Consider the following 24,691-nt stretch of genomic DNA (forward strand, 5'->3'; position numbering starts at 1 on the left):
CTCCCTGCCCTCTTTCCGCCCTGCCCATGCCTGCAGAACCGACCGGCACTGCCCCCGCCCCCGACCCGCAGATGGCGAAGGCGCTGGGTCGTGACCGCCGCCGGGTGGTGCTGAGCTACCTGGTGCTGGCGCTGGCCTGGATGATTGCCACCGATGGCGCGATGGCTGCCCTGGTGCCAGACCCGCAGCAGCTGGCGTTCTGGCAGACCGTGAAGGACGCCTTCTTCGCCTTTGCCAGCGCAGGCCTGCTGTACCTGCTGCTGCGCCCACTGGCCGAGCATGTGCTGCGCACCCACGCCCGGCTGCAGGGCTCGGAACTGCGCCTGCGGCAGATGTTCGAGGGCAACCCGGGGCCGATCCTGGTCTACGACCTGGACAGTCTGGCCATCCTGGACGCCAACCCAGCCGCCTGCCTGGCTTTCGGCTGGGAGCGGGACGAACTGCTGGAGCAGACCATCGAGATCCTCTGGCCGCCGGGCCAGGACCAGGCGCTGCAGACCAAGCTGGAGGCGATCCGCGAGGCGCCCGACCAGCTGTGCATCCTGCGCACCCAGCTGCAGCTGCGCGATGGCAGCCAGCGGCAGATGGAGCTGCGCTCGAATGCCATCGACTACGACGGCCGCAACGCGCGCCTGCTGATCGCCATCGACCGCACCGCCGAGGATCTGGCCCAGCTGCGCCGCGACCAGGCGCTGGCGCGGGTGGAAGAGGCCCACGAACTGGCCCGCATCGGCGCCTGGGAACTGGACCCGTCCAGCGGCCTGGGCCGTTACTCCAACCAGGTCTACCGCCTGCTGGGCCGGCGCCCGCCCGAGGCCCGCCGCTGGCACCGGTTTGATGAACTGCTGGTACCGGCCGACCCGGCCACGGCCAGCCAGACCGAACAGCTGCTGGTCGAACTCTGTGCCGGCCAGCCGGTGCAGGTGGATGTACTGCTGCCCCTGCTGTCGATGGATGGGCGAGCGCTGATGGTGCACCTGCGCGCCACCAGCGGCATGGACGAGGCCGGTCGTGAGCGCGTGCTGGGCACCCTGCAGGACGTGACCGAACGCGAGCAGTCGCGGCGCCTGCTGCGCGAGCGTGAAGAGCAGTTCCGCGAGCTGGTGCGGGTGCTGCCCGACGGCGTGGTGATCCTGTCCGAGGAACACGTGCTGTACGCCAATGCCTGGGCCGCGGGCCTGTTCGGCTATGGCAGCCACACCCTGCTGGGCGAGCCGCTGGCCGCGCTGGTGGACGCCACCGAACTGGACCGGGTGCGCGCGCAGCTCCGCGTCGGGCAGCCGCAGCACAGCCCCGGCCACAACAGTGTGGCGGTGATGCGGCGCGCCGATGGGCGCCGCTTCCATGCCGGACTGGCCGTGGGCGAGGTGCGCTACGGCGGGCGCGACTGCAAGCTGCTGATCGTGCGCGACCTGAGTGAAACCGAACGCACGCGCAGCGCGCTGGAAACCAGCAACCGCGAACTGCAGGCCATGGCCGGCCGCCTGTTCTCGCTGCAGGAAGACGAGCGGCGGGCAATTTCCCGCGACCTGCACGATGACATCGGCCAGGCGATCACCGCCATCAAGCTGTCCGCCTACGCCGCGCAGGATGAAGACGATGCCCAGCGCCGAGGTGAGGACCTGGCCCAGATCGTCAGCCTGGCCGACACCACGGTGGCCAAGCTGCGCGACATTTCCACCCTGCTGCGCCCGCCGCAGCTGGATGCGCTGGGCCTGGAAGCCGCGCTGAGCTGGCAGGCCCGCGTGCTGTTCCGTTCTTCGCCGGTCGAGCTGCTGGCCGAGATCGATGACCTGCCCACCCGGCCGGACAACAGCATCGAACAGGCCTGCTTCCGCATTGCCCAGGAAAGCCTGACCAACGCACTGCGCCATGCCCGCGCCAGCCAGGTGCAGCTGCAGCTGCGCGATGTCGATCAGCGGGGCCTGCACCTGCTGATCCGCGACGATGGCGAGGGCTTCGATCCCGACGGCCCGCGCGGCCTGGGCCTGATCGTGATGCGCGAACGCGCGCAGAGCGTGGGCGGCCATGTCCGCATCGAGTCGGCGCATGGCGCCGGCACCCTGGTCGACGTCCATCTTCCTTACCAGGCGGCCACTGCGGCCGCCGCCGAGTCCCCGGAATACTGAGCCCATGTGGAATCCCAACATGCCCCTGGTCAGCATCGATGACGCCCCCGATCGCCTCGGCGCGGGCAATCCCGAGCTGCAGGCCATGGTCACCGACGCCGCCTCCGGTGGCACACCGCTGATGCTGATGCACGTGGATATCGACCACTTCGCATCGGTGAACGAGAACATGAGCGCCGAGGTGGGCGACCAGGCCCTGGTACTGGTGGCCCAGCGCCTGCAGTCCTACCTGCGCGGGCGCGGCAAGCTGTGGCGCCACGGCAGCGATGAATTCCTGATTGCCGTACCGCGTACCACCGATCTGCCGCTGCCGGAAGACTTCGCCGAAGAGATCCGCCAGCAGATGGAGCTGCCGCTGTCGGTGCTGCCGTACACGCTGTTCATGACCGGCAAGCTGGGCGTGAGCCTGTGCCCGGAACACGCCAGCAATGCCTCGCGCCTGCTCGACCATGCCGAGGATGCGCTGTACCAGGCCGCCCGCGAAGGCGGCAACGCGGTGCGCATCCACGCTGTGGACACGCCGCCCAGCGCGCACAGCGAAAGCATCATCGCCCGGCAGATTGTCGATGCCATTCCCAATGGCGAACTGAAGCTGCGCTACCAGCCGCTGGTGAGCGCCCGCGATGGCCACGTGGTGGGCATGGAGGCGCTGCTGCGCTGGCAGTCCCCGACCCTGGGCATGCTGGTGCCGGAGCGCTTCATGCGCACCGCCGAGCGACTGGGCATCATCGTTCAGATCGGCACCTGGGTACTGGAAGGCGCCCTGAAGCAGGCCCGTCTGTGGCGCGACCAGGGCTTTGATGACTTCACCATCGCGGTGAACGTGTCGACCCTGCAGCTGCTGCGGCCGAACTTCTTCGCCGAGGTGATGTCGCTGATGCAGGCGGCCGGCGTGCCGGCGCCCATGCTGACGCTGGAGATCAACGAAAGCGCGTTGACCAACAACGTCAACTTCGTGCACGAAACCCTGGCCAATCTGCGCAACGAAGGCATCAGCCTGAGCCTGGACAACTTCGGCACCGGCGATTCCAGCCTGAGCGCGCTGGTGCGCTACCCGGTGGACAAGCTGAAGATCGACCGCAGCTTCATCAAGAGCGCCCCGGCCGGCAACCGCGAGGCGGCCATCGCCCGCGCGATCATCGCCATGGGCCACCAGCTGGGCATGACGGTGATTGCCAATGGCGTGGAATCGCAGGCCCAGCTGGGCTTCCTGCGCCGCAACGACTGCGATGTGTTCCAGGGCTACCTGTTCGGCGAACCGATGTCGGCCGATGCCGCCGGCATGACCCTGCGCCGCCGCTACCTGCGCCCGGAAGCCTTCGCCGAAACCCGGCCGGACCGCACCCTGCTGCTGCTGGACGACGAAGAGAACGTGCTGCGTTCGCTGGTGCGCCTGTTCCGCCGCGATGGCTACCGCATCCTGGCCGCCGGCAACGTGCGCGATGCGTTCGACCTGCTGGCGATCAACGACGTGCAGGTGATCCTGTCCGACCAGCGCATGAGCGACATGAGCGGCACCGAATTCCTGGGCCGGGTGAAGATGCTGTACCCGGACACGATCCGCCTGGTGCTGTCCGGCTACACCGATCTGAACACGGTGACCGACGCGATCAACCGCGGCGCGATCTACCGGTTCCTGACCAAGCCGTGGAACGACGACGAGCTGCGCAAGCACATCCACCAGGCGTTCCGTACGTACGAGGAACAGCGCCGCAGCAACGCCGGGCCGGCGGCGGTGGAAGCCGGGGATGCGGGTGAGGATCGTTCGCCGCTGCGGTGACCCACCTGTAGAGTCGAGCCATGCTCGACTGCGGCAAAAAGCAGTCGAGCATGGCTCGACTCTACAGAAGCAAAAAGCAGTCGAGCATGGCTCGACTCTACAGAAGCGATGTCAGCGCGGCTGCTTGATCGGCAGCACCACGCGGAAGCGCGAGCCGACACCGGGCGTGCTGTCCAGGTCGATGCGGCCGTGGTGCTTGTTGATGATGCTGTAGGAGATCGACAGGCCCAGACCGGTGCCGCTGCCCACCGGCTTGGTGGTGAAGAACGGATCGAAGATGCGCTGGCGCAGTTCCGGCGAAATGCCACCGCCGGTGTCCTCGAATTCCACCCACACCGTGTCGCCATCCACGCCGGTACGCACGGTGATCGTGCCGCGTTCGGCAATGGCGTGGCCGGCGTTGAGCAGCAGGTTCATGTAGACCTGGTTCAACTCCGACGGCAGGCACTCCACCAGCGGCAGCTGGCCGAACTCGCGGTGCAGGGTCACCTTGTACTTGAGCTCGTTCCAGATGATGTTGATGGTCGATTCCAGACCCGAATGCAGGTCGACCAGCTTCCACGATTCGTCGCGGCCGGAATACGAGAAATCCTTCAGGTCACGCACGATGCGGGTCACCCGCTCGATGCCCTCGCGCGATTCAGCCATCAGCTGCGGCAGGTCGCGGCTGATGAAGTCGATGTCCAGGCGGTCACGGATATCGTCGATTTCCGGGATCAACGCCTTCGGGTCCGGCGCACGCAGGGCGCGCTCGTAGGCTTCGATGACGGTGAACAGGCTGCGCAGGTATTCCTGCAGGCTGCCCAGGTTGGAGTGCACGTAACCGATTGGGTTGTTGATCTCGTGCGCGACGCCGGCGGCGAGCTGGCCGATGGAGGCCATCTTTTCCGACTGCAGCAGCTTTTCCTGGGTGCCGTTCAGGCGCAGATAGGCCTGGCGCAGTTCCGCATGGCGCTGCTGCAGCTCGCGTTCGTAGTCTTCCTGGCCTTCGATGTGCCGGAACAGGGCCAGGTAATGGCCACTGCCCGGCTGGCCGTGGTGGTACAGGTGGGCGATGACCACGCCCTCGCCCAGCGGCAGGCTGCCGTTCCACTGGCCGTGCAGGCGGGCCTGTTCCAGGGCATCGGGGGGCAGCAGTTCGCGCAGGCGCTGTGGCGGCAGCGCGGCGCCCTCGGTGCTGCCCAGCAGGTTTTCCGCGGCGGGATTGGCCAGGGCCACCTGCCCGTCTTCGGTGAACAGCAGCAGGCCTTCGCGCAGGCGTTCAAGCAGGGCCTGCAACACCGGCTGCGGCGGAAGGGGGGCGGTAACCAGGGCGTTGGCGGCGGACACGGCGACTCGGGGCTTGCGAACAGGCGCCCAATATACGCGTTGGCGCGGCAGGCGTGAGCCTGCCGGCAATGCCCGGCCCCGCCGGGGGCCGTCAGGCGACGGCGAGCGGCCTGCGGGCGGTGACCGTGTGCGACTGGCCCTTGGCGTCGTAGGCCGAGGCCTCTTCGGTACGGCCCATCTGGCGCAGCGCCCAGTTGACCTCGCGGCGGCGCCGCGACAGCAGCACGCCGTTGGCGCGGTTGCGTTCGGCCAGTTCCTGCAGCTGCTCGCCCTGCCCGACCGGCGGTGCGCCTTCCAGCGCACGCAGCGCTTCCAGCTTGGCACCGGTGGCCCGGATCAGGGCGTGCACGTCGTGCTCGACCAGGGCCTGGCGTTCAACGTCCAGGGCCTGGGCAAGGCGCTGCAGCGGCTCGCTCATCGCCGCGGTCATCCGTGCAGCTGCTGATCCAGCTCAAGCATGCGCGAGGCGATCGCGTCCGGATTGATCTTGTAGGTGCCGTTCTGCAGCGATTCGCGCACGGCAGCAACGCGCTGGGCGTCGATGGCCGGGGCGGTGCTCAGTTCGCGCTCGAGCGCCTGCAGGTTGGTGGCTTCGCCGGTCAGGCGCAGGCTGTCTGCTGCCTCGACCGGGCGCGCCGGCGTATCGCCGCTGACGCCGGGCTTGCTGGCCGGGGTCGTTACGCTGCGCAGTGCCTGGGGGACCTGCAGGTTGCCGTCGATTTTCTGGCTCATGGGGTGTCCTGGAGTTGCCGTTCACAAGGGATAACGGCCGCAGGGCCGTGATCTTTAGGGAAATCTCTTACTTTTTCAACGCGCCACGATTACGTCACCACTGGCGTCCACCGTCCCCTGCACGATACGGCGGGAGGACAGGTTTTCCACCGAGACGCGCTCGTTTTCACCGGCATCGCCCATGGCCCGGCCGGCGATGCGTACTTCTACCGAGCCACGCCGCGAGACCAGGGCCACATTGTCTCCTCGCTTGATGAGACGCTGGGTGACCAGATCGTTCGCCGACAGCAGCGTTCCGGCCTGCAACGGGCGCCGGGCAATGCGGCCCACCGCCGTGGCGGGGTCGGACAGCACGGCCCCGGCGATACGTGCAGCGTCACGCTGGGCAATGCTGATATCGGCGGCACCGAGCGTTTCTCCAGTGGCAATGCCACGGGTCAGCACCAGCACGGCCTGGTTGCGGCGCACCTTCACCGGAACGAACAGGCGCCAGCCACCGGCATCGGGGCAGCTGACCTCCACCGTGGTGTTGGCCGTGGGCTGCACCTGCAGGGGGGCACCGCAGCGCGGCAGGCGCAGGGCGTCGGCCACCACGGCTTCGCCCTCGGTGCCGGCAGCCAGGGTGGACAGCGCCGCAGTGCGGATGCTGGCGACCGGCTGCCAGTCAGCGGCGCTGGCCCAGGGTGCGGCCAGCGCCAGGGCGATGGCCATCAGGGATGTGATCCGGCGCATGGCGCCTCCTTATCGGTAAGACCTGGCCCGGGTGCGTGCAAGGGGTGTGCCAGTAGAGTCGAGCCATGCTCGACTGCCGCTCTTGTAGAGTCGAGCCATGCTCGACTGGCCGTTCGGAACAATGCAGTCGAGCATGGCTCGACTCTACAAAGGCAGGTCCAGCACGGCCCGGCGCCACAAAGCGCTCAAGTTCGGCGCCCAGCACGCCGATACAGCGTCCATGTCCCATGACCTGCTCAACCGGATCGACCAGCGGACCCGACTGGCCGGCCACAATCGCCTGGCGCTGCTGCTGTTCCGTCTAGGCGGACGTCAGCTTTTTGGCGTCAATGTCTTCAAGGTGCAGGAAGTCCTGCGCCGCCCGGAGCTGTTCCAGGTACCCGGTCTGCCCAGCCAGTTCGCTGGCGTGGCCGATGTGCGGGGCCGCTCGGTGCCGGTGCTGGACCTGGGCCTGGCCATCGGCCACCCCGAGCGCGAGCCGGATGCAGATACCGCGCCGGGCTATCTGGTGGTGACCGAGTTCAACCGCTCCATCCAGGGCTTCCTGGTGAGCGGGGTGGAACGCATCGTCAACATCGCGGTGGAAGACATCCACCCGCCGCCGGAGCTGGGCGCTGAATCGAGCTACCTGACCGCGGTGACCCGCTTCCAGGGCGAGCTGATCCAGGTGATCGACGTGGAAAGCGTGCTGGCCGACATCGCCCAGGTGCGTGGCGAGGCCGTGCTGGACCCGGCCATGGCCATGCCCTCCGACGCCCCGCAACTGCAGGTCCTGGTGGTGGACGATTCGCGCGTGGCCCGCCAGCAGATCCGCAGCGTGCTGGACCAGCTGGGGGTGGGCGCCACCCTGCTGTCCGATGGCAAGCAGGCGCTGGACCACCTGCTGCAGATCCATGCCTCGGGTGAAAACCCGGCCGAACGCTACGCCATGGTCATTTCCGATATCGAGATGCCGGCCATGGACGGCTATACGCTGACGACGGAAATCCGGCGCCACCCAGGCCTGGCCGGGCTGTACGTGCTGCTGCACACCTCCCTGTCGGGCGTCTTCAACAACGCCATGGTCGAACGCGTGGGCGCCAATGCCTTCGTGGCCAAGTACTCGCCGCACGAGCTGGCCGACTTCGTGCTGGACCGCCTGCGCAAGGTGGCGATGGCGGCGTAGGGCCGCCCCGGGGTCGGATCCCCGCAGGGGCTCTGACCCCGCGCCCTCTGCCTGCCCCTGAGGAGTCAGAGCCCCTGCGGGGATCTGACCCCTGCTCCGTTTGGCACATCCCTTGCAGCTTCCAGGGCAACGTTCCCGTGGGAGTGCACCGTGCGCAACCTGATTACCGACTACCTGGGTGTCCATGCCCAGGCCATGCCGTTGCGCGAACAGCGGATGAAGCTGATCGCCAGCAACCTGGGCAATGCCGATACCCCCGGCTACAAGGCCCAGGACCTGGACTTCGATGCCGCCCTGCGCAACGCCCAGGGGCTCGATGCCAACGGCCTGATGACCACCACCAACGAGCAGCACTACGAAATCAGTAGTGGCCTGAACCCGTTCCAGGTGGCCCGCGAGGGCGTCCAGCCCAGCCTGGACGGCAATACCGTCGACCCCGATGCCGAGCGTGCCGCCTATGGCCGCGCCGCGCTGGAATACCGTGCCTCGCTCAGCTTCGTCGAGAGCAAGGTCCGTTCCATGCTGACCGCGATCACGGGGCAATAAGCCATGAGCAACCTGCCGATCTTCGATATCGCCGGCTCCGCGCTGCAGGCGCAGTCGGTGCGCATGAGCACCATCGCCTCCAACCTGTCCAACGCCGACAGCATCGCCGGCTCTGCCGACGCGGTGTACAAGCCGCTGGAACCGATCTTCCAGGCGGTCACCAGCAAGACCGACCCGAACATCACTTCGGTGAAGGTCAAGGAAATCACCCAGAGCGACGCGGCGCCGATCAAGCGCTACGAGCCCGGCCATCCGCTGGCCGACGCCGATGGCTACATCTACCAGCCCGACGTCGATCCGGTGGCGCAGATGGTCAACCTGATTTCCACCTCGCGCAATTACCAGGCCGGCGTGGAGATGTTGACCACCGCCAAGGAACTGGCCCTGGCCACCCTGACCATGGGCCGCTGAGGCCCGCTGTACCGGACACCGCCATGACCACTGCCGTCAACAACCAGACCAACCAGGACGTCTACGCCGCACTCGGCCTGAACGCCCCCAACAGCGCCAACACCAAGAAGAAGAACACGCTGGACCAGGCCGATTTCCTGCGCCTGATGACCGAACAGCTGCAGCACCAGGATCCGCTGAAGCCGATGGACAACACGCAGATGGTCGCGCAGATGGCGCAGATGTCCACCGTGCAGGGCATCACCGACCTCAACACCACGGTCAAGGGCTTCCAGGAGTCGATGGCCAGCGACCAGGTGCTGCGTGGCGCCGCACTGGTCGGCCACGAAGTGCTGGTGCCTTCGGAAAAGCTGGTGCTGGAAAAGGAAGGCGATGTGAGCGGCACGGTCGCCGCGCCCGCTGCCGGCATCGTCACCGTCGATGTCACCGATGCCAACGGCGCCAAGGTCACCTCGATCAGCGTCGAAGCCAAGGCCGCCGGTGAAGTGGCGTTCCAGTGGGATGGCAAGGATGCCAACGGAAACCGCATGGCGCCGGGCAAGTACTCCATCGTCGCCAACCACGTCGACACCGCTGGCAAGAGCACCAAGTTGTCCACCTACGTGCAGGCACCGGTGGAAAGCGTGACCGTCGGCTCCGACGGTCTGTACCTGAACCTCAAGGGCCTGGGCACGGCCCCGATCGACTACGTGCTCCGCGTCAGCTGAGCCGCACACCCGCCTTTACCAGGAGCATTCCCATGGGCTTCAACATTTCCCTGTCCGGCATCAACGCCGCCAACTCGGACCTGAGCGTCACCGCCAACAACGTCGCCAACGCCAACACCACCGGCTTCAAGGAATCGCGCAGCGAATTCGCCGATCTGTTCTCGGCCACCAGCTACGGCCTGGCCAAGAACCAGATCGGCTCGGGCGTGCGCGTGTCCAACGTGGCCCAGCAGTTCATCCAGGGCAACAACGAGCAGACCGGTCGCGGCCTGGACATGGCCATTTCCGGTGAAGGCTTCTTCACCATGAACATGAACGGCGCACGCGTGTACTCGCGCGCCGGCAACTTCCAGACCGACCCGGCCGGCTTCGTGGTGAACCCGCAGGGTGCACGCCTGCAGGTGTTCGCACCCAATGCCGACGGCACCAACTTCGATGCCGGCCGCCTGGTCGACCTGCAGCTGCTGACCACCGACAGCCCGCCCAAGCAGACCAGCGAAGTGAAGGTGGGCTTCACCCTGCCGGCCAACGCCAAGGTGCCGACGGTCAGCCCGTTCGACCCGACCGATTCCAACAGCTACAGCCACTCCAGCGGCGGCATCACCGTGTATGACTCGCTGGGCGTCAGCCACACCCAGGTGTCGTACTTCGAAAAGCTGCCCGGCGTGAACCAGTGGCGCGTGCACAACTATGTCGACGGCGTGGCCGCGGGCACCCCGACCAACCTGACCTTCGACAACGCCGGCAAGTTGACGGTGCCGGCCAACGGCCAGATCAGCCTGGGCACCTTCACCCCGCCCACCGGCGCTGGCGCGCTGAACATGACCCTGGACGTGTCCGGTTCCACCCAGTACGGCGAGAAGTTCGCCCTGCGCAACACCCAGCAGGATGGCTACGCCGCGGGCAAGCTCAACGAGATCACCGTTTCGGAAAGCGGCGTGGTGTTCGCCCGTTACTCCAACGGCGATGACAAGCCGTTGGGCCAGGTGGCACTGACCACCTTCAACAACACCCAGGGCCTGGAACAGAAGGGCAACAACCTGTGGGTGGAAACCTTCGATTCGGGCACCCCGCGCACCGGCGCGCCGGATACCTCCAACCTGGGCAAGATCCAGGCCGGCGCCCTGGAATCGTCCACCGTGGACCTGACCGAGCAGCTGGTGAACATGATCGTGGCCCAGCGCAACTTCCAGGCCAACGCACAGATGATCACCACGCAGGACCAGATCACCCAGACCGTCATCAACATCCGTTGATGACCTGCTGACCCTGTCACGGAACTACCCGCATGGATAAAGCCCTTTACGTGGCGATGACCGGTGCCCGCGCCTCCCTGCAGGCGCAGGGCACGCTCAGCCACAACCTCGCCAATTCGGACACCCCCGGCTTCAAGGAAGCGTTGGCCAACACCGAAGCCTTCCCGATCCGTGGGCCGGGCTTTGCATCGCGGGTGGATGCGCTGCACGTCGACGCCGGCTTCAACCGCGTGCCCGGCGCGCAGCACATCACCGGCAAGCCGCTGGATCTGTCCCTGCAGATAGGCACCTGGCTGGCCGTGCAGGCCACCGACGGCAGCGAGGCCTACACCCGTGGCGCCGCGCTGTCGGTCACCCCGAACGGCCAGCTGGTGACCTCCAGCGGCCGTCCAGTGCTGGACGACAACAACAACCCCATCGCCATTCCGCCCTACCAGGCGATGGAAGTGGGCAACGACGGCACGATCTCGATCATCCCGCAGGGCGAAGGCCCGCAGACCATGGCGATGATCGGCCGGATCAAGATCGTGCAGGCCCCCGACGAGCGCCTGGAGCGCCGCCTGGATGGCCTGTTCCGCAATACCGACCCGCAGCAGCCCTTTGCCCAGGCACAGGGGCCGACGGTGCACAGCGGCCAGCTGGAAGGCAGCAATGTCGATGCCGCGGGCGCGCTGGTGCAGATGATCCAGCTGCAGCGCCAGTACGAAATGCAGGTGCAGGTGATCAAGCACGGCGACGACAACGCACGCAGCGCCAACAGCCTGCTGCGCCTGGGCAGCTGACGTAATTCCGGCGCCGGCAGCCACCGCTGCTGGCACGCCGCTTGCACCACCTCCCCCAAGGGCCGCACCGCGCGGCCGGCTTCACCCAGACAGGACTTCGAAGATGAACCAGGCACTGTGGATCGCGAAAACCGGACTGGATGCGCAGCAGATGCGCATGTCGGTGGTTTCCAACAACCTCGCCAACACCAACACCACCGGCTTCAAGCAGGACCGCGCCAGCTTCGAGGATCTGCTGTACCAGCAGGTGCGCCAGCCCGGCGGTTCGTCGTCGGCGCAGACCCAGCTGCCGACCGGCCTGCAGATCGGTACCGGCGTGCGCGTGGTCGCCACCGCCAAGAACTTCGAACAGGGCAGCCAGCAGCAGACCGGCCGCGCCCTGGACGTGATGGTCAACGGCCGCGGCTTCTTTGAAGTGCAGATGCCGGACGGCAGCTCGGCCTACACCCGTGATGGCTCGTTCAAGATCAACCAGGACAGCGAGCTGGTCACCAACAGCGGCTACCCGGTGCAGCCGGGCATCCAGATTCCCGAAGGCGCGCAGTCGGTCACCATCGGTAGCGACGGCACCATCAGCGTGAAGATGGCCGACAACGCCGCCTCGGTGGAAGTGGGCGCGCTGACCCTGACCGACTTCGTCAATCCGGCCGGCCTGCAGGCCCGCGGTGAGAACCTGTTCCTGGAAACCACGGCTTCGGGCCCGGCGCAGAACGGCAACCCCGGCCTGAACGGCCTGGGCAACGTGGTGCAGGGTTCGCTGGAAGGCAGCAACGTGAACGTGGTGGAAGAGCTGGTGTCGATGATCGAAACCCAGCGCGCCTACGAAATGAATGCCAAGGCGATTTCCACCACCGACGCGATGCTGGGCTACCTGAACCAGAACGTCTGATCGCCGCAACCGGGATACCGCCATGTCGCCCCTCTCCAAACTTGCCCGCATCGCCCTGCCCTGCGCCGTGGCCGCCCTGCTTGGCGGCTGCGTGATCGCCGGCGACGTGCGCCCCTACCCGGCCATGGCCCCGATCCAGCCGATCATGCCGCCGCAGGCCGCGCCGACCGCTGGCGCCATCTATGCCGCCGGCCCAACCCTGCAGCTGTATTCGGACCGCCGCGCACGCGATGTGGGTGATCTGCTGACCATCACCCTGCTGGAAAACACCACCGCCACCACCAGCGCGAACACGGCCACCAACAAGGAATCGAACCTGAGCATCGGCACGCCGTCGATCTTCGGTGCACCGGTCACCCTGGGCGGCAAGGACATCCTCAGCGCCACGGCGGAAGGCAAGCGTGATTTCACCGGCAAGGGCAACAGCGCGCAGAGCAACCGCCTGCAGGGCAGCGTGACGGTGACCGTGGTGCAGCGCCTCCCCAACGGCAACCTGGTGGTGCAGGGGCAGAAGAACCTGCGGCTGAACCAGGGCGACGAACTGGTGCAGGTGCAGGGCATCGTGCGCCCCGGTGACATCGCCGCGGACAACAGCATTCCTTCCAGCCGCGTGGCTGAAGCCCGCATCGTCTACGGCGGCCGCGGCCCAGTGGCGCAGTCCAACGCGATGGGCTGGCTGAGCCGCTTCTTCAACTCCGGCCTGACGCCGTTCTGAGTATGGCCATGAAGATTTCATTCCGATATTTCCTGCAGCGGCGCGCGGCGTCGCTCGGCGCATCGTTGTTTCTGGTCCTCGCCGCTGCCTTCCCGGCCAGCGCCGAGCGCATCAAGGATCTGGCCCAGGTGGGCGGCGTGCGCGGCAACGCGCTGGTCGGCTACGGCCTGGTGGTGGGCCTGGATGGCAGCGGCGACCGCACCAGCCAGGCACCGTTCACCGTGCAGAGCCTGAAGAACCTGCTGGGCGAGCTGGGCGTGAACGTGCCAGCCAACGTCAACCCGCAGCTGAAGAACGTGGCCGCCGTGGCGATCCACGCCGAGCTGCCGCCGTTCGCCAAGCCGGGCCAGCCGATCGACATCACCGTGTCCTCTATCGGCAATGCCGTGTCGCTGCGCGGTGGTTCGCTGCTGATGGCCCCGCTGCGCGGCGCCGACGGCCAGATCTACGCCATCGCCCAGGGCAACCTGATCGTCGGTGGCTTCGGTGCACAGGGCAAGGATGGTTCGCGCGTATCGGTGAACGTGCCCAGCGTGGGCCGCATTCCCAACGGCGCCACCGTTGAACGCGCCCTGCCCGACCCGCTGGCCAATGGCGGCGACATCACCCTGAACCTGCACAACAACGATTTCACCACCGTGTCGCGCATGGTGGCCGCGCTCAACAACGCCTTCGGCGAAGGCGCCGCGCGTGCCGTTGATGGCGTGACCGTGGCCGTGGCCGCGCCGTCCGACCCGGGCGCGCGCATCGGCCTGCTGGCACGCATCGAGAACCTGGAACTGACCCCGGGCAGCGCACCCGCCAAAGTGGTAGTCAATTCGCGCACCGGCACCGTGGTCATCGGCCAGCAGGTGCGCGTGGGGCCGGCGGCGATCTCGCATGGCTCGCTGACCGTCACCATCCAGGAAAACACCAACGTCAGCCAGCCCAACGCCTTCGCCGGCGGGCAGACCGTGGCCACGCCGCAGTCGACCGTAACCGCCACCAACGATGGCAGCCGCATGTTCAAGTTCGCCGGCGGCACCACCCTGGATGAGATCGTGCATGCGGTGAACGCCGTGGGCGCGGCACCGGGCGATCTGATCGCGATCCTGGAAGCACTGAAGCAGGCCGGCGCACTGAGCGCCGAACTCGAGGTGATCTGACATGCGCATCAATCCCGCCTTCGACCTGAATCCTGCTCAGCAGACCGACCCGGCCAGGATCGACAAGGTCGCGCGGCAGCTGGAAGGCCAGTTTGCGCAGATGCTGGTCAAGAGCATGCGTGATGCCAGCTTCGGCGATTCGCTGTTCCCCGGTGAAAACAAGATGTTCCGGGAGATGTACGACCAGAAGATCGCCGAGGCGATGACCCGCGGCAAGGGCCTGGGCCTGTCGGCGATGATCACCCGCCAGCTGTCCGGCCAGCAGGGCGATGGCCCGGCGCTGGATACCCGCGTCGACCCGGCCAAGGCCAGCCGTGCCTACCAGCTGAACGCGCCTGCCGCCGCCCCGTCCATTCCCCTGGACGACGCCAGCCAGGCCGTGCGCATGCTGCAGCAGATGGCCGCGGGCGTGCAGGATGGTGCTCAGGCGATGGCTTCACCGGCGCTGGCGCCGATGGAACAGGCGCTGGACCTGATCGCCGGCCGCGAAAGCAGCGGCATGCACCGCTCGCTGGGCACCGATGATCCGTATGCCAGCAGCATCGGCGGGACCAACTGGGCTGCCAACAACGACCAGTGGGCGCCCACCGCCAGCAACCGTGGCAGCACCGGCACCGCAGCCGATGCCCTGGCCACCCGCACCGCCGTGGCCCAGCTGGGCGCACACACCCCCGAAGGCTTCGTTGCCAGCATCTGGGAACACGCGCAGAGCGCGGCGAAGGAACTGGGCGTGGACGCCCGCGCCCTGGTCGCCCAGGCCGCGCTGGAAACCGGCTGGGGCAAGCGCCAGATCAAGCATGCCGACGGCAGCGTTTCGCACAACCTGTTCGGCATCAAGGCCACCGGCTGGAAGGGCCAGAGCGCCGTGGCCGGCACCCACGAATATGTCGATGGCGTGCGCCGCAATGAAACCGCCAGCTTCCGTGCCTACAGCACCCCGGCCGAAAGCTTCGCCGATTACGTGCGCCTGCTGAAGACCAGCCCGCGCTACCAGCAGGCCCTGCAGGCCGGCACCGATGTGCAGGGCTTCGCCCGCGGCCTGCAGCGCGCCGGTTATGCCACCGATCCGGGCTACGCGGCCAAGATCGCCGCGATCGCCGGCGGCCCGACCATCGAGCGCGCCGTGGCCGCCGTGGCCAACGCCGGCACGCGCCTTGGCCAGACCTTCGCCAGCACCGCAACCGCGGCGCTGGGTATCACCCGTCGTTGAGGAACCCCATGTCCAGCGTCCTTTCCACCGGTACCAGTGCCCTGCTCGCCTTCCAGCGTGCGTTGGCGACCACCAGCCATAACGTCGCCAACATCAACACGCCCGGCTACAGCCGGCAGAAGGTCGACTTCGCCACCGCCACCCCGCAGAACCACGGGTATGGCGATGTTGGCAACGGCACCCGCATCGTTGACATCCGCCGCGCCGCCGACCAGCTGGCGATCTCCCGCCTGCTCGACAGCAGCGGCGAACTGGCGCGCCTGAAGCAGCTGTCGGGCATGGCGGACCGGGTCAATGCCCTGTTCTCCGATGCCGCCACCAACGTGGCCGGCGTCTGGTCGAACTTCTTCGACAGCGTCAGCGGCCTGTCTTCCAATGCCGCCGGCAGCGCCGACCGGCAGAACATGCTGGACGGGGCCAAGGCCCTGGCCAACCGCTTCAGCCAGCTCAACACGCAGTTGAACAACCTCAATGGCGAGGTCAACAACGGCCTGATGGCCGGTGCCACCGAGGTCAACCGCCTGGCGTCGGAAATCGCGCAGATCAATGGTGCCATCGGCACCAACATCGCCAACGCCGCACCGGACCTGCTGGACCGCCGCGACCAGCTCATTTCGCAGCTGATCGGCTACACCGGCGGCACCGCGGTGATCCAGGACGGCGGCATCATGAATGTCTACACCGCCGGCGGCAACGCGCTGGTGGTGGGCACCACCGCGTCCAAGGTCACCACCGTGGCCGACCCGTACCAGCCCGAACGCCTGCAGCTTGCGCTGCAGACCCAGGGCGGCACGATCACCCTGGACCCGAAGGCCGTGGGTGGCCAGATCGGCGGCCTTCTGGAATTCCGCGATACCGTGCTGACCCCGGCCCAGGCCGAACTGGGCAAGCTGGCCGTGGGCCTGGCCGAAACCTTCAACAGCACCCATCGCCAGGGCGTGGACCTGTATGGCCAGATGGGCGGTGATTTCTTCAACCTGGGCGACCCGCGGGTGACCGGCAATGCCAGCAACACCGGCAGCGCCACCCTCACCGCCACCTATGGCGATATCTCCAAGCTGGATGCGCAGAACATCGTGCTGAAGTACGACGGCACTAACTGGCTGGCCAGCCGTTCGGACACCGGCACCAGCGTGCCTCTGACCGGCACCGGCACCGCCGCCGACCCGCTGGTGATCAACGGCGTGCAGCTGGTGGTGGGCGGTACCCCGGCCACCAACGACCGCTTCCTGCTGCAGCCCACCGCCGGCGTGGCCGGCAGCCTGGAAGTGGCGATCACCGATCCGTCGCGCATCGCCGCCGCGGCTGCGGTGAAGGGCGCGGCCGCGCTGGCCAACACCGGTACCGGCAAGCTGAGCGGAGTGACCGTGACCAACGCCAACAACGCCAACCTGCGCAACCCGGCCGCGATCGTCTTCACCTCGGCCACCACCTACACCATCGATGGCGGTGCACCGCAGACCTACACGCCGGGCCAGACCATCAGTGCCAACGGCTGGAGCTTCGTGCTGGACGGTGCGCCCAAGACCGGCGACACCTTCAACATCACCCCCACCCCGGCCGGCTCGTCGGACAACAGCAACGCCACCAAGCTGTCCAAGGTGGAAGATGCCAAGTCCTTCAACGGTGGCACCGTCACCCTCAACGGCGCACTGGGCGGCTTGACCACCCAGGTCGGCGCGGCGGCCCGTTCGGCCGAATATTCGCTGGGCGCGCAGCAGGTCATCACCGACCAGGCGCAGACCGCCCGCGATGAAGTGTCCGGAGTGAACCTGGATGAGGAAGCGGCCGACATGCTGCGCCTGCAGCAGGCCTACCAGGCCGCGTCGCAGCTGATTTCCACTGCCGACAACATGTTCCAGACCATCCTGGGGGCCGTGCGCCGATGAGCAGCCGTATCTCCACCGGAATGATGTTCAGCCAGTCCGTGGCGCTGATGATGGCCAAGCAGGCCAAGCTGAGCCACCTGGAACAGCAGATCGCCACCGGCAGCAAGATCGTCACCGCCAAGGACGACCCGGTCAACGCCGGCGCCGCGGTGGGCCTGGACCGCAGCCTGGCCGCGCTGGAGCGCATGAAGCTCAATGCCGGCAACGTGCAGAACCGCCTGGGCGTGCAGGAAAACACCCTGGCGCAGGTGGGCGACATGATGGGCCGCATCAACGAGCTGACCATCTACGCCAACAACCCGGCGCTGGCACCAGCCGACAAGCAGTCGATGGTGACCGAAATCAAGGCGATCCGCGACAACCTGCTGTCGCTGGCCAATTCCAGCGACGGCACCGGCCGTTACCTGTTCGGCGGCACCAACGATGGTGACCCGCCGTTCGCACAGGTGGGTGGCAACGTGGTCTACACCGGCGACCAGACCCAGCGCCAGGTGGAAGTGGGCCCGGATACCTATGTGCGCGATGCCCTGCCCGGCAGCGAGATCTTCCTGCGCATCCCCACCGGCGATGGCTTCGTCGATGGTGGCCCGGCGGCCGGCAACACCGGCACCGGCGTGCTGACCAACATCACCCGCGACGGCACCGACAACTGGAACGGGCAGTCCTTCAGTGTGCGCTTCACCGCCGCCGACCAGTACGAAGTGCTGGACGCCGGTGGCACCGTGGTCAGCACCGGCACCATGAAGAGTGGCGATGACCTGGTGGTCAACGGCGTGCGCATGCACATCGATGGCAAGCCGGCGGCCGGTGACAGCTTCTCGGTCACCCCATCCAGCAGCCGCGATATCTTCGGCACGCTGGATTCGCTGATCGGTGCACTGGAAACCGATACGGGCACGCCGGCCAAGCTGGCCGTACAGCAGAATGCCCTGCAGAGCAGCCTGCGCGACGTGGCCCGCGCCGCTGAGCGGATGATCGATGCCCGTGCATCGGGTGGCGCGCAGTTGAAGGCGCTGGACAACGCCGCGGACATGCGTGAATCCAACGGGGTGACCCTGAAGACCACCCTGTCGCAGATGCGCGACCTGGACTATGCCGACGCGCTGAGCCAGTACCAGCTGGAGAACACCGCACTGCAGGCCGCACAGACGCTGTTTGCGCAGATGCAGCAGATGTCGCTGTTCAACAAGATCGGCTGACCCGGGCGGGGCCCCGCCCCCCTCAATCTGGCGTACCCGAAGGCCGCGATGCCCTGCATCGCGGCCTTTTTCGTGCGCCTCCGGCAGCTCTGCGCGGCCGAAGCAGATCGCCGTTCAGCTTCGCCAATAAGCGCCGATATCACTTATGGCGCTGGTCGGGCTCACCCCGGCCGCCCGTTCCGGGGTCCCACCCCGCCCTGCGGCGGACGCGGAAAACCCCTGAAAAACAGCCTCAAGCGAAGAATTACGGTCGTAACGAAATTCCCGCCTAAAGGTTGTTGACAAAGCGCCGTTATTCATTTGGCAACGGCGAAGCACACAGCCAAACAAAAAAATCAGGCGGCGCTTCGTTTCATTCACCAACGGGTTCCATATAAGAGGAGACGACCCCATGGCACAGGTAATCAACACCAATACGATGTCGCTCAACGCTCAGCGCAACCTGAGCACCAGCGGCAACTCGCTGGCCACCACCATCCAGCGCCTGTCGTCCGGTCTGCGCATCAACAGCGCGAAGGACGACGCCGCCGGCCTGGCGATCTCGGAGCGCTTCAGCACCCAGATCCGCGGCCTGGACGTGGCCATCCGCAACGCCAACGACGGCATCTCGCTGGCCCAGGTCGCCGAAGGCTCGCTGAGCGAAGTCGGCAACAACCTGCAGCGCATCCGCGAACTGGCCGTGCAGGCTTCCAACGCGACCAACTCCTCCAGCGACCGCAAGGCCCTGCAGGCCGAAGTGACCCAGCTGGTCTCGGAAGTGGACCGTGTCGCCAAGCAGTCCGACTTCAACGGCACCAAACTGCTGGACGGCAGCTTCACCAGCCAGCTGTTCCAGGTGGGCGCCAACGCCGGCCAGGCCATCGCCATCAGCAGCGTGGTCAACGCCAAGGCTGATGCGCTGGGCGCGGCCAACTTCGCCAACGCCTTCGTCGGCACCGCACTGGGCACCGACAAGGCCGCCGCAGACACCACCTTCTCGCAGCTGCAGGTCATCGTCACCCCGCCGGGCGGCAGCGCCACCACCGTCAACATCGGTGATATCTCGGTCAAGTCGGGTGAATCGATCAGCGCCGCCACCGCCGCCGCCATCAACAACAAGATCGGCGAAACCGGCGTGCTGGCCAAGGTCAACGCCGGGGTGATCAGCCTCAGCTCGGTCAAGGATGGCCAGACCTTCACCCTGGGCACCGCCGGCCCGGTCTCCACCGTCACCGGTGCGGTCCCGACCGACCTGGCCAACGTCGGCCTGACCCAGTCCAGCACCAACGGCGGCAACCTGACCGGCGTCACCAGCAGCTTCGTCAAGGATCTGGACGTCAGCAGCGCCGAAGGCGCGCAGAAGGCCCTGTCCATCGTCGACAAGGCATTGGAATCGGTCAACAGCGTCCGCGCCGACCTCGGCGCCATCCAGAACCGCTTCAGCTCGGTGGTCGCCAACCTGCAGACCTCCTCGGAAAACCTGTCCGCATCGCGCAGCCGCATCCGCGATACCGACTTCGCCAAGGAAACCGCCGAACTGACCCGCACCCAGATCCTGCAGCAGGCCGGTACGGCCATGCTGGCCCAGGCCAACCAGGTACCGCAGAACGTGCTCAGCCTGTTGCAGCGCTGACATGAGCCGCCTCCGAAGCACGTCGGAGGCGTCTAACCCAACTCACGTGCAACCGCTCAAGGACCTCTCCTCATGGCACAAGTCATCAACACCAACACGATGTCGTTGAATGCTCAGCGTAACCTGAGCACCAGCGGCTCCTCGCTGGCTACCACCATCCAGCGCCTGTCCTCCGGTTCGCGCATCAACAGCGCCAAGGACGACGCCGCCGGCCTGGCGATTTCGGAGCGCTTCGGCACCCAGATCCGTGGTACCGACGTGGCCATCCGCAATGCAAACGACGGCATCTCGCTGGCCCAGGTTGCCGAAGGTTCGCTGACCGAAATCGGCAACAACCTGCAGCGCGTCCGCGAACTGTCGGTGCAGGCTGCCAACGCCACCAACTCCGACAGCGACCGCAAGGCGCTGCAGGCCGAAGTGACCCAGCTGGTTTCGGAAATCGACCGCGTCGCCAAGCAGTCCGAGTTCAACGGCACCAAGCTGCTGGACGGTTCGTTCTCCAGCCAGCTGTTCCAGGTGGGCGCCAATGCCGGCCAGGCCATCGCCATCGACAAGACCGTTGACGCCAAGGCTGGCTCGCTGGGCACCACCAAGTTCGCTGCTGACGTCACCGGTGCGGTGATCACCGCGGCAGCCGCCGACGGCTCGGTTACTGGCCTGACCATCAACAGCATTGCCATTGACAAGGTCGAGTACAAGACCGGCGCCACCGGCGTGGAAATCGCAAAGTCGTTGACCACCGCAATCAACGCCAAGATCGGCGAAACCGGCGTCTACGCCTCGGTCGGCGGTGCCAACAAGGATCAGGTCGTGCTCAGCTCGGTGAAGGCCGAGAAGGATCTGGTCGTCGGCGGAACTGTGGCCGGCAGCGGCCTGACCGCAGCCACCACCACCGCCGCTGCGACGGCAACCAGCAGCGTCGTGCAGAGCTTGGACGTCACCTCGGTCAAGGGTGCTCAGCAGGCCCTGGAAATCGTCGACAAGGCCCTGGGCTCCATCAACAGCACCCGCGCCGACCTTGGTGCGATCCAGAACCGCTTCACCTCGGTCGTTGCGAACCTGCAGACCTCGACGGAGAACCTGTCGGCATCGCGTAGCCGCATCAAGGATACCGATTTCGCCAAGGAAACCGCCGAACTGACCCGTACCCAGATCCTGCAGCAGGCCGGTACGGCCATGCTGGCCCAGGCCAACCAGGTACCGCAGGGCGTGCTCAGCCTGCTGCGCTGATCCGCACCTTGATCGATCTCCGGGCGCTGGCTGAGCCGGCGCCCGGATTCTGAACCTGAATCACGCTCCACCTCCGCCAAAGGAACAGCACCATGGCACAAGTCATCAACACCAACACCATGTCCCTGAATGCTCAGCGCAACCTGAGCACCAGCGGCTCCTCGCTGGCTACCACCATCCAGCGTCTGTCCTCCGGTTCGCGCATCAACAGCGCCAAGGACGACGCCGCCGGCCTGGCGATCTCGGAGCGCTTCGGCACCCAGATCCGCGGTACCGACGTCGCCATCCGCAATGCCAACGACGGCATCTCGCTGGCCCAGGTTGCCGAAGGTTCGCTGACCGAAATCGGCAACAACCTGCAGCGCGTCCGCGAACTGTCGGTGCAGGCTGCCAACGCCACCAACTCCGACAGCGACCGCAAGGCGCTGCAGGCCGAAGTGACCCAGCTGGTTTCGGAAATCGACCGCGTCGCCAAGCAGTCGGAGTTCAACGGCACCAAGCTGCTGGACGGCACCTTCTCCAGCCAGCTGTTCCAGGTAGGCGCCAACGCCGGCCAAGCCATCGCCATCGATAAGGTGGTCGACGCCAAGACCGCCTCGCTGGGCAACTCCACCTTCGCCGTCGCGTACAAGGGCACGGCGCTGGATGATGCCGCCACCGCCGGAGTGAACGAAGATCTGGCGACCGCCGACACCAAGTTCACCGGCCTGCAGGTCTCGGTTACCCCGAAGGGTGGCACGGCAACCGCAATCAACATCGGTGACATCACAGTCAAGGCCGGCGAGTCCATTTCCAAGGCGACTGCAGCTGCCATCAACTCCAAGCTGGGCGAAACCGGCGTGATGGCAAGCGTGGACAAGGGCGTCATCAGCCTCTCGTCGGTGAAGGATGGACAGACCTTCGCACTGGCCGCTGGCGGCCCGGTCACCGCCGGCGCCACCGCCGTCGATGCCGATTTCGGCAACATCGGCCTGGAAGAATCCAGCACCAACGGCGGCACCATGACCGGCGTTACTGCCAGCGTCCTGTCTTCTGTCAACATTTCCACCGTAGAAGGCGCGCAGAAGGCTCTGGAGATCGTCGACAATTCGCTGAACTCGATCAACAGCACCCGCGCTGACCTCGGCGCCATCCAGAACCGCTTCACCTCGGTTGTCGCCAACCTGCAGACCTCGACGGAAAACCTGTCGGCATCGCGTAGCCGCATCAAGGATACCGATTTCGCCAAGGAAACCGCCGAACTGACCCGTACCCAGATCCTGCAGCAGGCCGGTACGGCCATGCTGGCCCAGGCCAACCAGGTACCGCAGGGCGTGCTCAGCCTGCTGCGCTGATCCACGGCAAGAAGGCGCCGCTACCGTCGGAACGAACCGACGGTAGCGGCACCGGAAGACCACGGCGCTCACAGGTGCGGGCCATGCCCGGCCCGGGAAATTCCCGAACCGGCTTGGCATCGCCCGCCCCTGCGGACCTCTCTTTCAGCGCTGTATTTTGACTGCACGTACCGGGCGGCTTCGTCTCCCCCCGATTGTCAGTAGCCTGATCCCTCCCCTGCCTTGGGGGAGGGTTTTTTGCAGACCCCTGGCAGCCTGCGGTGAACCCACCCGCACCCTGCCCCAACCCTCCTGCAACCTGCGTGCCAGAACCGGCCCCTGGCCCGTGGCACGGCACATGCATCAACGAAGTCCTCAAGACCCAGCGGCGCAGGCCGCTATTTTCGTTGACGACGGTCCGCCGCATGACGGCCTGGCCCGTAAACAGGAGAAACGACGTGGCAAGTTTTGGATACGGTGGCATCGGCTCGGGCCTGAACATCTCCGACATGGTGAGCCAGCTGGTCGCAGCCGACCGCAAGCCGGCCGACAATGCGCTGAACCTTCAGCAGTCCAAGGCGAAGATGCAGCTCTCGTCGGTGGGCACGGTCACCTCGGCGTTTGACAAGCTGAAGACCGCCCTGACCGCACTGAAGGCCTCCACCGCCTTCGATACCCGCACCGTGACCGCCACCAAGGGCGGCACCAACAATACCGACGACATCCTGACGGCCTCGGTGGCGCTGTACGACGTGGGCACCACCAAGGCGGCGGCATCCAATGGCACCCACGCCATCGAAGTGAAGAGCCTGGCGACCGCGCACAAGCTGATTGCCGACACCTCAGTGCCCAAGACCCAGACCTTTGCCGCCGGAACCTTGACGCTGACCGTCGGCGTGGGCGACAAGGCCAAGACGATGAACGTGGCGGTCGAGGAAGGTGACACCCTCACCACGGTCCGCAACAAGATCGATGCCGCCGGCCGCAAGGAAGGCGTGCAGGCCACGCTGATCAGCTCGGGCGACAACCAGTACCTGTCCATCGCCCAGGAAAAGACCGGCGCGGCCAATGCCATCAAGCTGGAATATGCAGGCAGCGATCCGGGCCTGACCTCGCTGGTGGGCAGCCTGAAGCAGAACACTGCCGCGGCCGACGCGACGCTGACCATCGACGGAGTGGAAGTGGTCAGCGCCAGCAACACGGTGGCTGACGCCGTGCCCGGCCTGACCCTGAACCTGAAGATGGTGGGCAAGAGCACCGTCACCATCAGCACCGATACCACGGCTGCGACCAAGGTGATGCAGGAGTTCGTCACCGCCTACAACGCAGCGCTGGCGGCGATCAACACCGAAACCGCCTACGACGCCAAGACCAAGGAAGCCTCGTCGCTGACCGGCGATGCGCAGATGCGCGGCGCCATGAGCCAGCTGCGTGCGCAGATGGGCAGCATCCTGAAGGACCTGTCGGCCGAAGGCCTGGACCCGAAGACGCTGGGCCTGCAGACGCGCGGCTTCCCCAATGCCGACGGCAGCCTGGTGCTGGACACCACCAAGTTCGCCGCCGCGCTGGCCAACCAGCCGGAAAAGATCCGCCAGGCCATCACCGGTGATACCGGCGGTGCCGGCAAGCTGTATTCGATGGTTGATGGCTACGTCAGCACCACCGTGGGCAAGGAAGGCGCCTTCGTGTCGCGCACCAACAGCCTGAACAAGACGCTGACCGACATCGACAAGCGCCGCAAGGACCTGGACACGCGCATGGAAGGCGTGGCCGAACGCTACAAGAAGCAGTTCCTGGCGCTGGACAGCCTGATGGGCAAGCTGCAGCAGAGCAGCAGCGCCCTGTCGCAGCAGCTTGCACAGCTGAGCGGCTGATCGCACGCGTACAAGGCTCAAGTTTGGCCGCGTACGCACCGATAAC

The 24,691-nt window shown here is 66.5% G+C and carries 22 protein-coding genes; 18 read left to right on the top strand and 4 right to left on the bottom strand.

Going from position 1 to position 24,691, the window contains the following annotated elements:
• The first annotated feature begins 26 nt into the window (after positions 1–26).
• Together ACM2ZB_RS04355 and ACM2ZB_RS04360 are read left to right on the top strand one after the other, a co-directional pair.
• On the top strand, positions 27–2,129 hold the full coding sequence (locus ACM2ZB_RS04355) for a PAS domain S-box protein (RefSeq protein WP_416057595.1): 2,103 nt from the start codon (positions 27–29) through the stop codon (positions 2,127–2,129).
• A 4-nt stretch (positions 2,130–2,133) separates the two neighbouring features.
• Entirely contained in the window at positions 2,134–3,909 is a 1,776-nt protein-coding gene (locus tag ACM2ZB_RS04360; protein ID WP_416057596.1) for an EAL domain-containing protein, read from the top strand.
• Between the two features lie 111 nt (positions 3,910–4,020).
• Here the strand turns inward: ACM2ZB_RS04360 and ACM2ZB_RS04365 are convergent, their stop codons facing one another.
• From ACM2ZB_RS04365 to flgA, 4 genes are all read right to left on the bottom strand, one after another.
• A complete protein-coding gene (locus tag ACM2ZB_RS04365; protein ID WP_416057597.1) occupies positions 4,021–5,238 on the bottom strand; it encodes an ATP-binding protein in 1,218 nt (405 codons plus the stop codon).
• Between the two features lie 91 nt (positions 5,239–5,329).
• Complete coding sequence (locus ACM2ZB_RS04370; protein ID WP_416057598.1) at positions 5,330–5,668, bottom strand: flagellar protein FlgN; 339 nt, start codon at positions 5,666–5,668, stop codon at positions 5,330–5,332.
• Positions 5,665–5,970, bottom strand: a complete 306-nt coding sequence (gene flgM, locus ACM2ZB_RS04375) for a flagellar biosynthesis anti-sigma factor FlgM (RefSeq protein ID WP_313440368.1) — start codon at positions 5,968–5,970, stop codon at positions 5,665–5,667. The genes ACM2ZB_RS04370 and flgM overlap by 4 nt, the downstream gene beginning before the upstream one ends.
• Positions 5,971–6,045: 75 nt before the next feature.
• Positions 6,046–6,702 carry a flagellar basal body P-ring formation chaperone FlgA gene (gene flgA / locus ACM2ZB_RS04380; RefSeq protein ID WP_416057599.1) on the bottom strand — a complete coding sequence of 219 codons (657 nt, stop codon included), beginning with the start codon at positions 6,700–6,702 and terminating at the stop codon, positions 6,046–6,048.
• A 220-nt stretch (positions 6,703–6,922) separates the two neighbouring features.
• Between flgA and ACM2ZB_RS04385 the strand changes: the two genes are divergently transcribed.
• The 16 genes from ACM2ZB_RS04385 to fliD all read left to right on the top strand — a co-directional run bounded on the left by ACM2ZB_RS04385 (position 6,923) and on the right by fliD (position 24,645).
• A complete protein-coding gene (locus ACM2ZB_RS04385; protein WP_416057600.1) occupies positions 6,923–7,867 on the top strand; it encodes a chemotaxis protein in 945 nt (314 codons plus the stop codon).
• 150 nt (positions 7,868–8,017) lie between these two features.
• The gene (gene flgB, locus ACM2ZB_RS04390) at positions 8,018–8,413 is read left to right on the top strand and encodes a flagellar basal body rod protein FlgB (protein WP_108765130.1); all 396 of its coding nucleotides are present in this window, start codon (positions 8,018–8,020) and stop codon (positions 8,411–8,413) included.
• 3 nt (positions 8,414–8,416) lie between these two features.
• A complete protein-coding gene (gene flgC, locus ACM2ZB_RS04395; protein WP_079221843.1) occupies positions 8,417–8,824 on the top strand; it encodes a flagellar basal body rod protein FlgC in 408 nt (135 codons plus the stop codon).
• Positions 8,825–8,847: 23 nt separating this feature from the next.
• A complete protein-coding gene (locus tag ACM2ZB_RS04400) occupies positions 8,848–9,531 on the top strand; it encodes a flagellar hook capping FlgD N-terminal domain-containing protein (protein WP_313440362.1) in 684 nt (227 codons plus the stop codon).
• A 32-nt stretch (positions 9,532–9,563) separates the two neighbouring features.
• Complete coding sequence (gene flgE / locus ACM2ZB_RS04405) at positions 9,564–10,787, top strand: flagellar hook protein FlgE (RefSeq protein WP_313440361.1); 1,224 nt, start codon at positions 9,564–9,566, stop codon at positions 10,785–10,787.
• Positions 10,788–10,819: 32 nt separating this feature from the next.
• Positions 10,820–11,569 (top strand): flagellar basal body rod protein FlgF, encoded by a 750-nt coding sequence (locus tag ACM2ZB_RS04410; RefSeq protein WP_416057601.1) that lies wholly within the window; start codon positions 10,820–10,822, stop codon positions 11,567–11,569.
• A 103-nt stretch (positions 11,570–11,672) separates the two neighbouring features.
• Positions 11,673–12,458 (top strand): flagellar basal-body rod protein FlgG, encoded by a 786-nt coding sequence (flgG, locus tag ACM2ZB_RS04415; RefSeq protein ID WP_313440359.1) that lies wholly within the window; start codon positions 11,673–11,675, stop codon positions 12,456–12,458.
• A gap of 22 nt (positions 12,459–12,480) precedes the next feature.
• A complete protein-coding gene (flgH, locus tag ACM2ZB_RS04420; protein WP_416057602.1) occupies positions 12,481–13,173 on the top strand; it encodes a flagellar basal body L-ring protein FlgH in 693 nt (230 codons plus the stop codon).
• A gap of 2 nt (positions 13,174–13,175) precedes the next feature.
• Positions 13,176–14,318, top strand: a complete 1,143-nt coding sequence (locus ACM2ZB_RS04425) for a flagellar basal body P-ring protein FlgI (RefSeq protein ID WP_416057603.1) — start codon at positions 13,176–13,178, stop codon at positions 14,316–14,318.
• A 1-nt stretch (position 14,319) separates the two neighbouring features.
• The gene (locus ACM2ZB_RS04430; RefSeq protein ID WP_416057604.1) at positions 14,320–15,528 is read left to right on the top strand and encodes a glucosaminidase domain-containing protein; all 1,209 of its coding nucleotides are present in this window, start codon (positions 14,320–14,322) and stop codon (positions 15,526–15,528) included.
• 8 nt (positions 15,529–15,536) lie between these two features.
• Positions 15,537–17,417: a flagellar hook-associated protein FlgK gene (gene flgK, locus ACM2ZB_RS04435; protein ID WP_416057605.1), complete on the top strand. Its 1,881-nt coding sequence runs from the start codon at positions 15,537–15,539 to the stop codon at positions 17,415–17,417.
• Entirely contained in the window at positions 17,414–18,616 is a 1,203-nt protein-coding gene (gene flgL / locus ACM2ZB_RS04440; protein WP_313440350.1) for a flagellar hook-associated protein FlgL, read from the top strand. Before flgK ends, flgL begins: the two co-directional genes overlap by 4 nt.
• Positions 18,617–19,007: 391 nt before the next feature.
• Positions 19,008–20,228: a flagellin gene (locus tag ACM2ZB_RS04445; RefSeq protein WP_416057606.1), complete on the top strand. Its 1,221-nt coding sequence runs from the start codon at positions 19,008–19,010 to the stop codon at positions 20,226–20,228.
• Positions 20,229–20,300: 72 nt separating this feature from the next.
• Positions 20,301–21,458 carry a flagellin gene (locus ACM2ZB_RS04450; protein ID WP_416057607.1) on the top strand — a complete coding sequence of 386 codons (1,158 nt, stop codon included), beginning with the start codon at positions 20,301–20,303 and terminating at the stop codon, positions 21,456–21,458.
• A gap of 92 nt (positions 21,459–21,550) precedes the next feature.
• Positions 21,551–22,792 carry a flagellin gene (locus tag ACM2ZB_RS04455; RefSeq protein ID WP_416057608.1) on the top strand — a complete coding sequence of 414 codons (1,242 nt, stop codon included), beginning with the start codon at positions 21,551–21,553 and terminating at the stop codon, positions 22,790–22,792.
• 437 nt (positions 22,793–23,229) lie between these two features.
• Entirely contained in the window at positions 23,230–24,645 is a 1,416-nt protein-coding gene (fliD, locus tag ACM2ZB_RS04460) for a flagellar filament capping protein FliD (RefSeq protein WP_416057609.1), read from the top strand.
• The last annotated feature ends 46 nt before the right edge of the window (positions 24,646–24,691 follow it).

The organism is Stenotrophomonas maltophilia (assembly GCF_047782825.1).
GTDB lineage: Bacteria > Pseudomonadota > Gammaproteobacteria > Xanthomonadales > Xanthomonadaceae > Stenotrophomonas.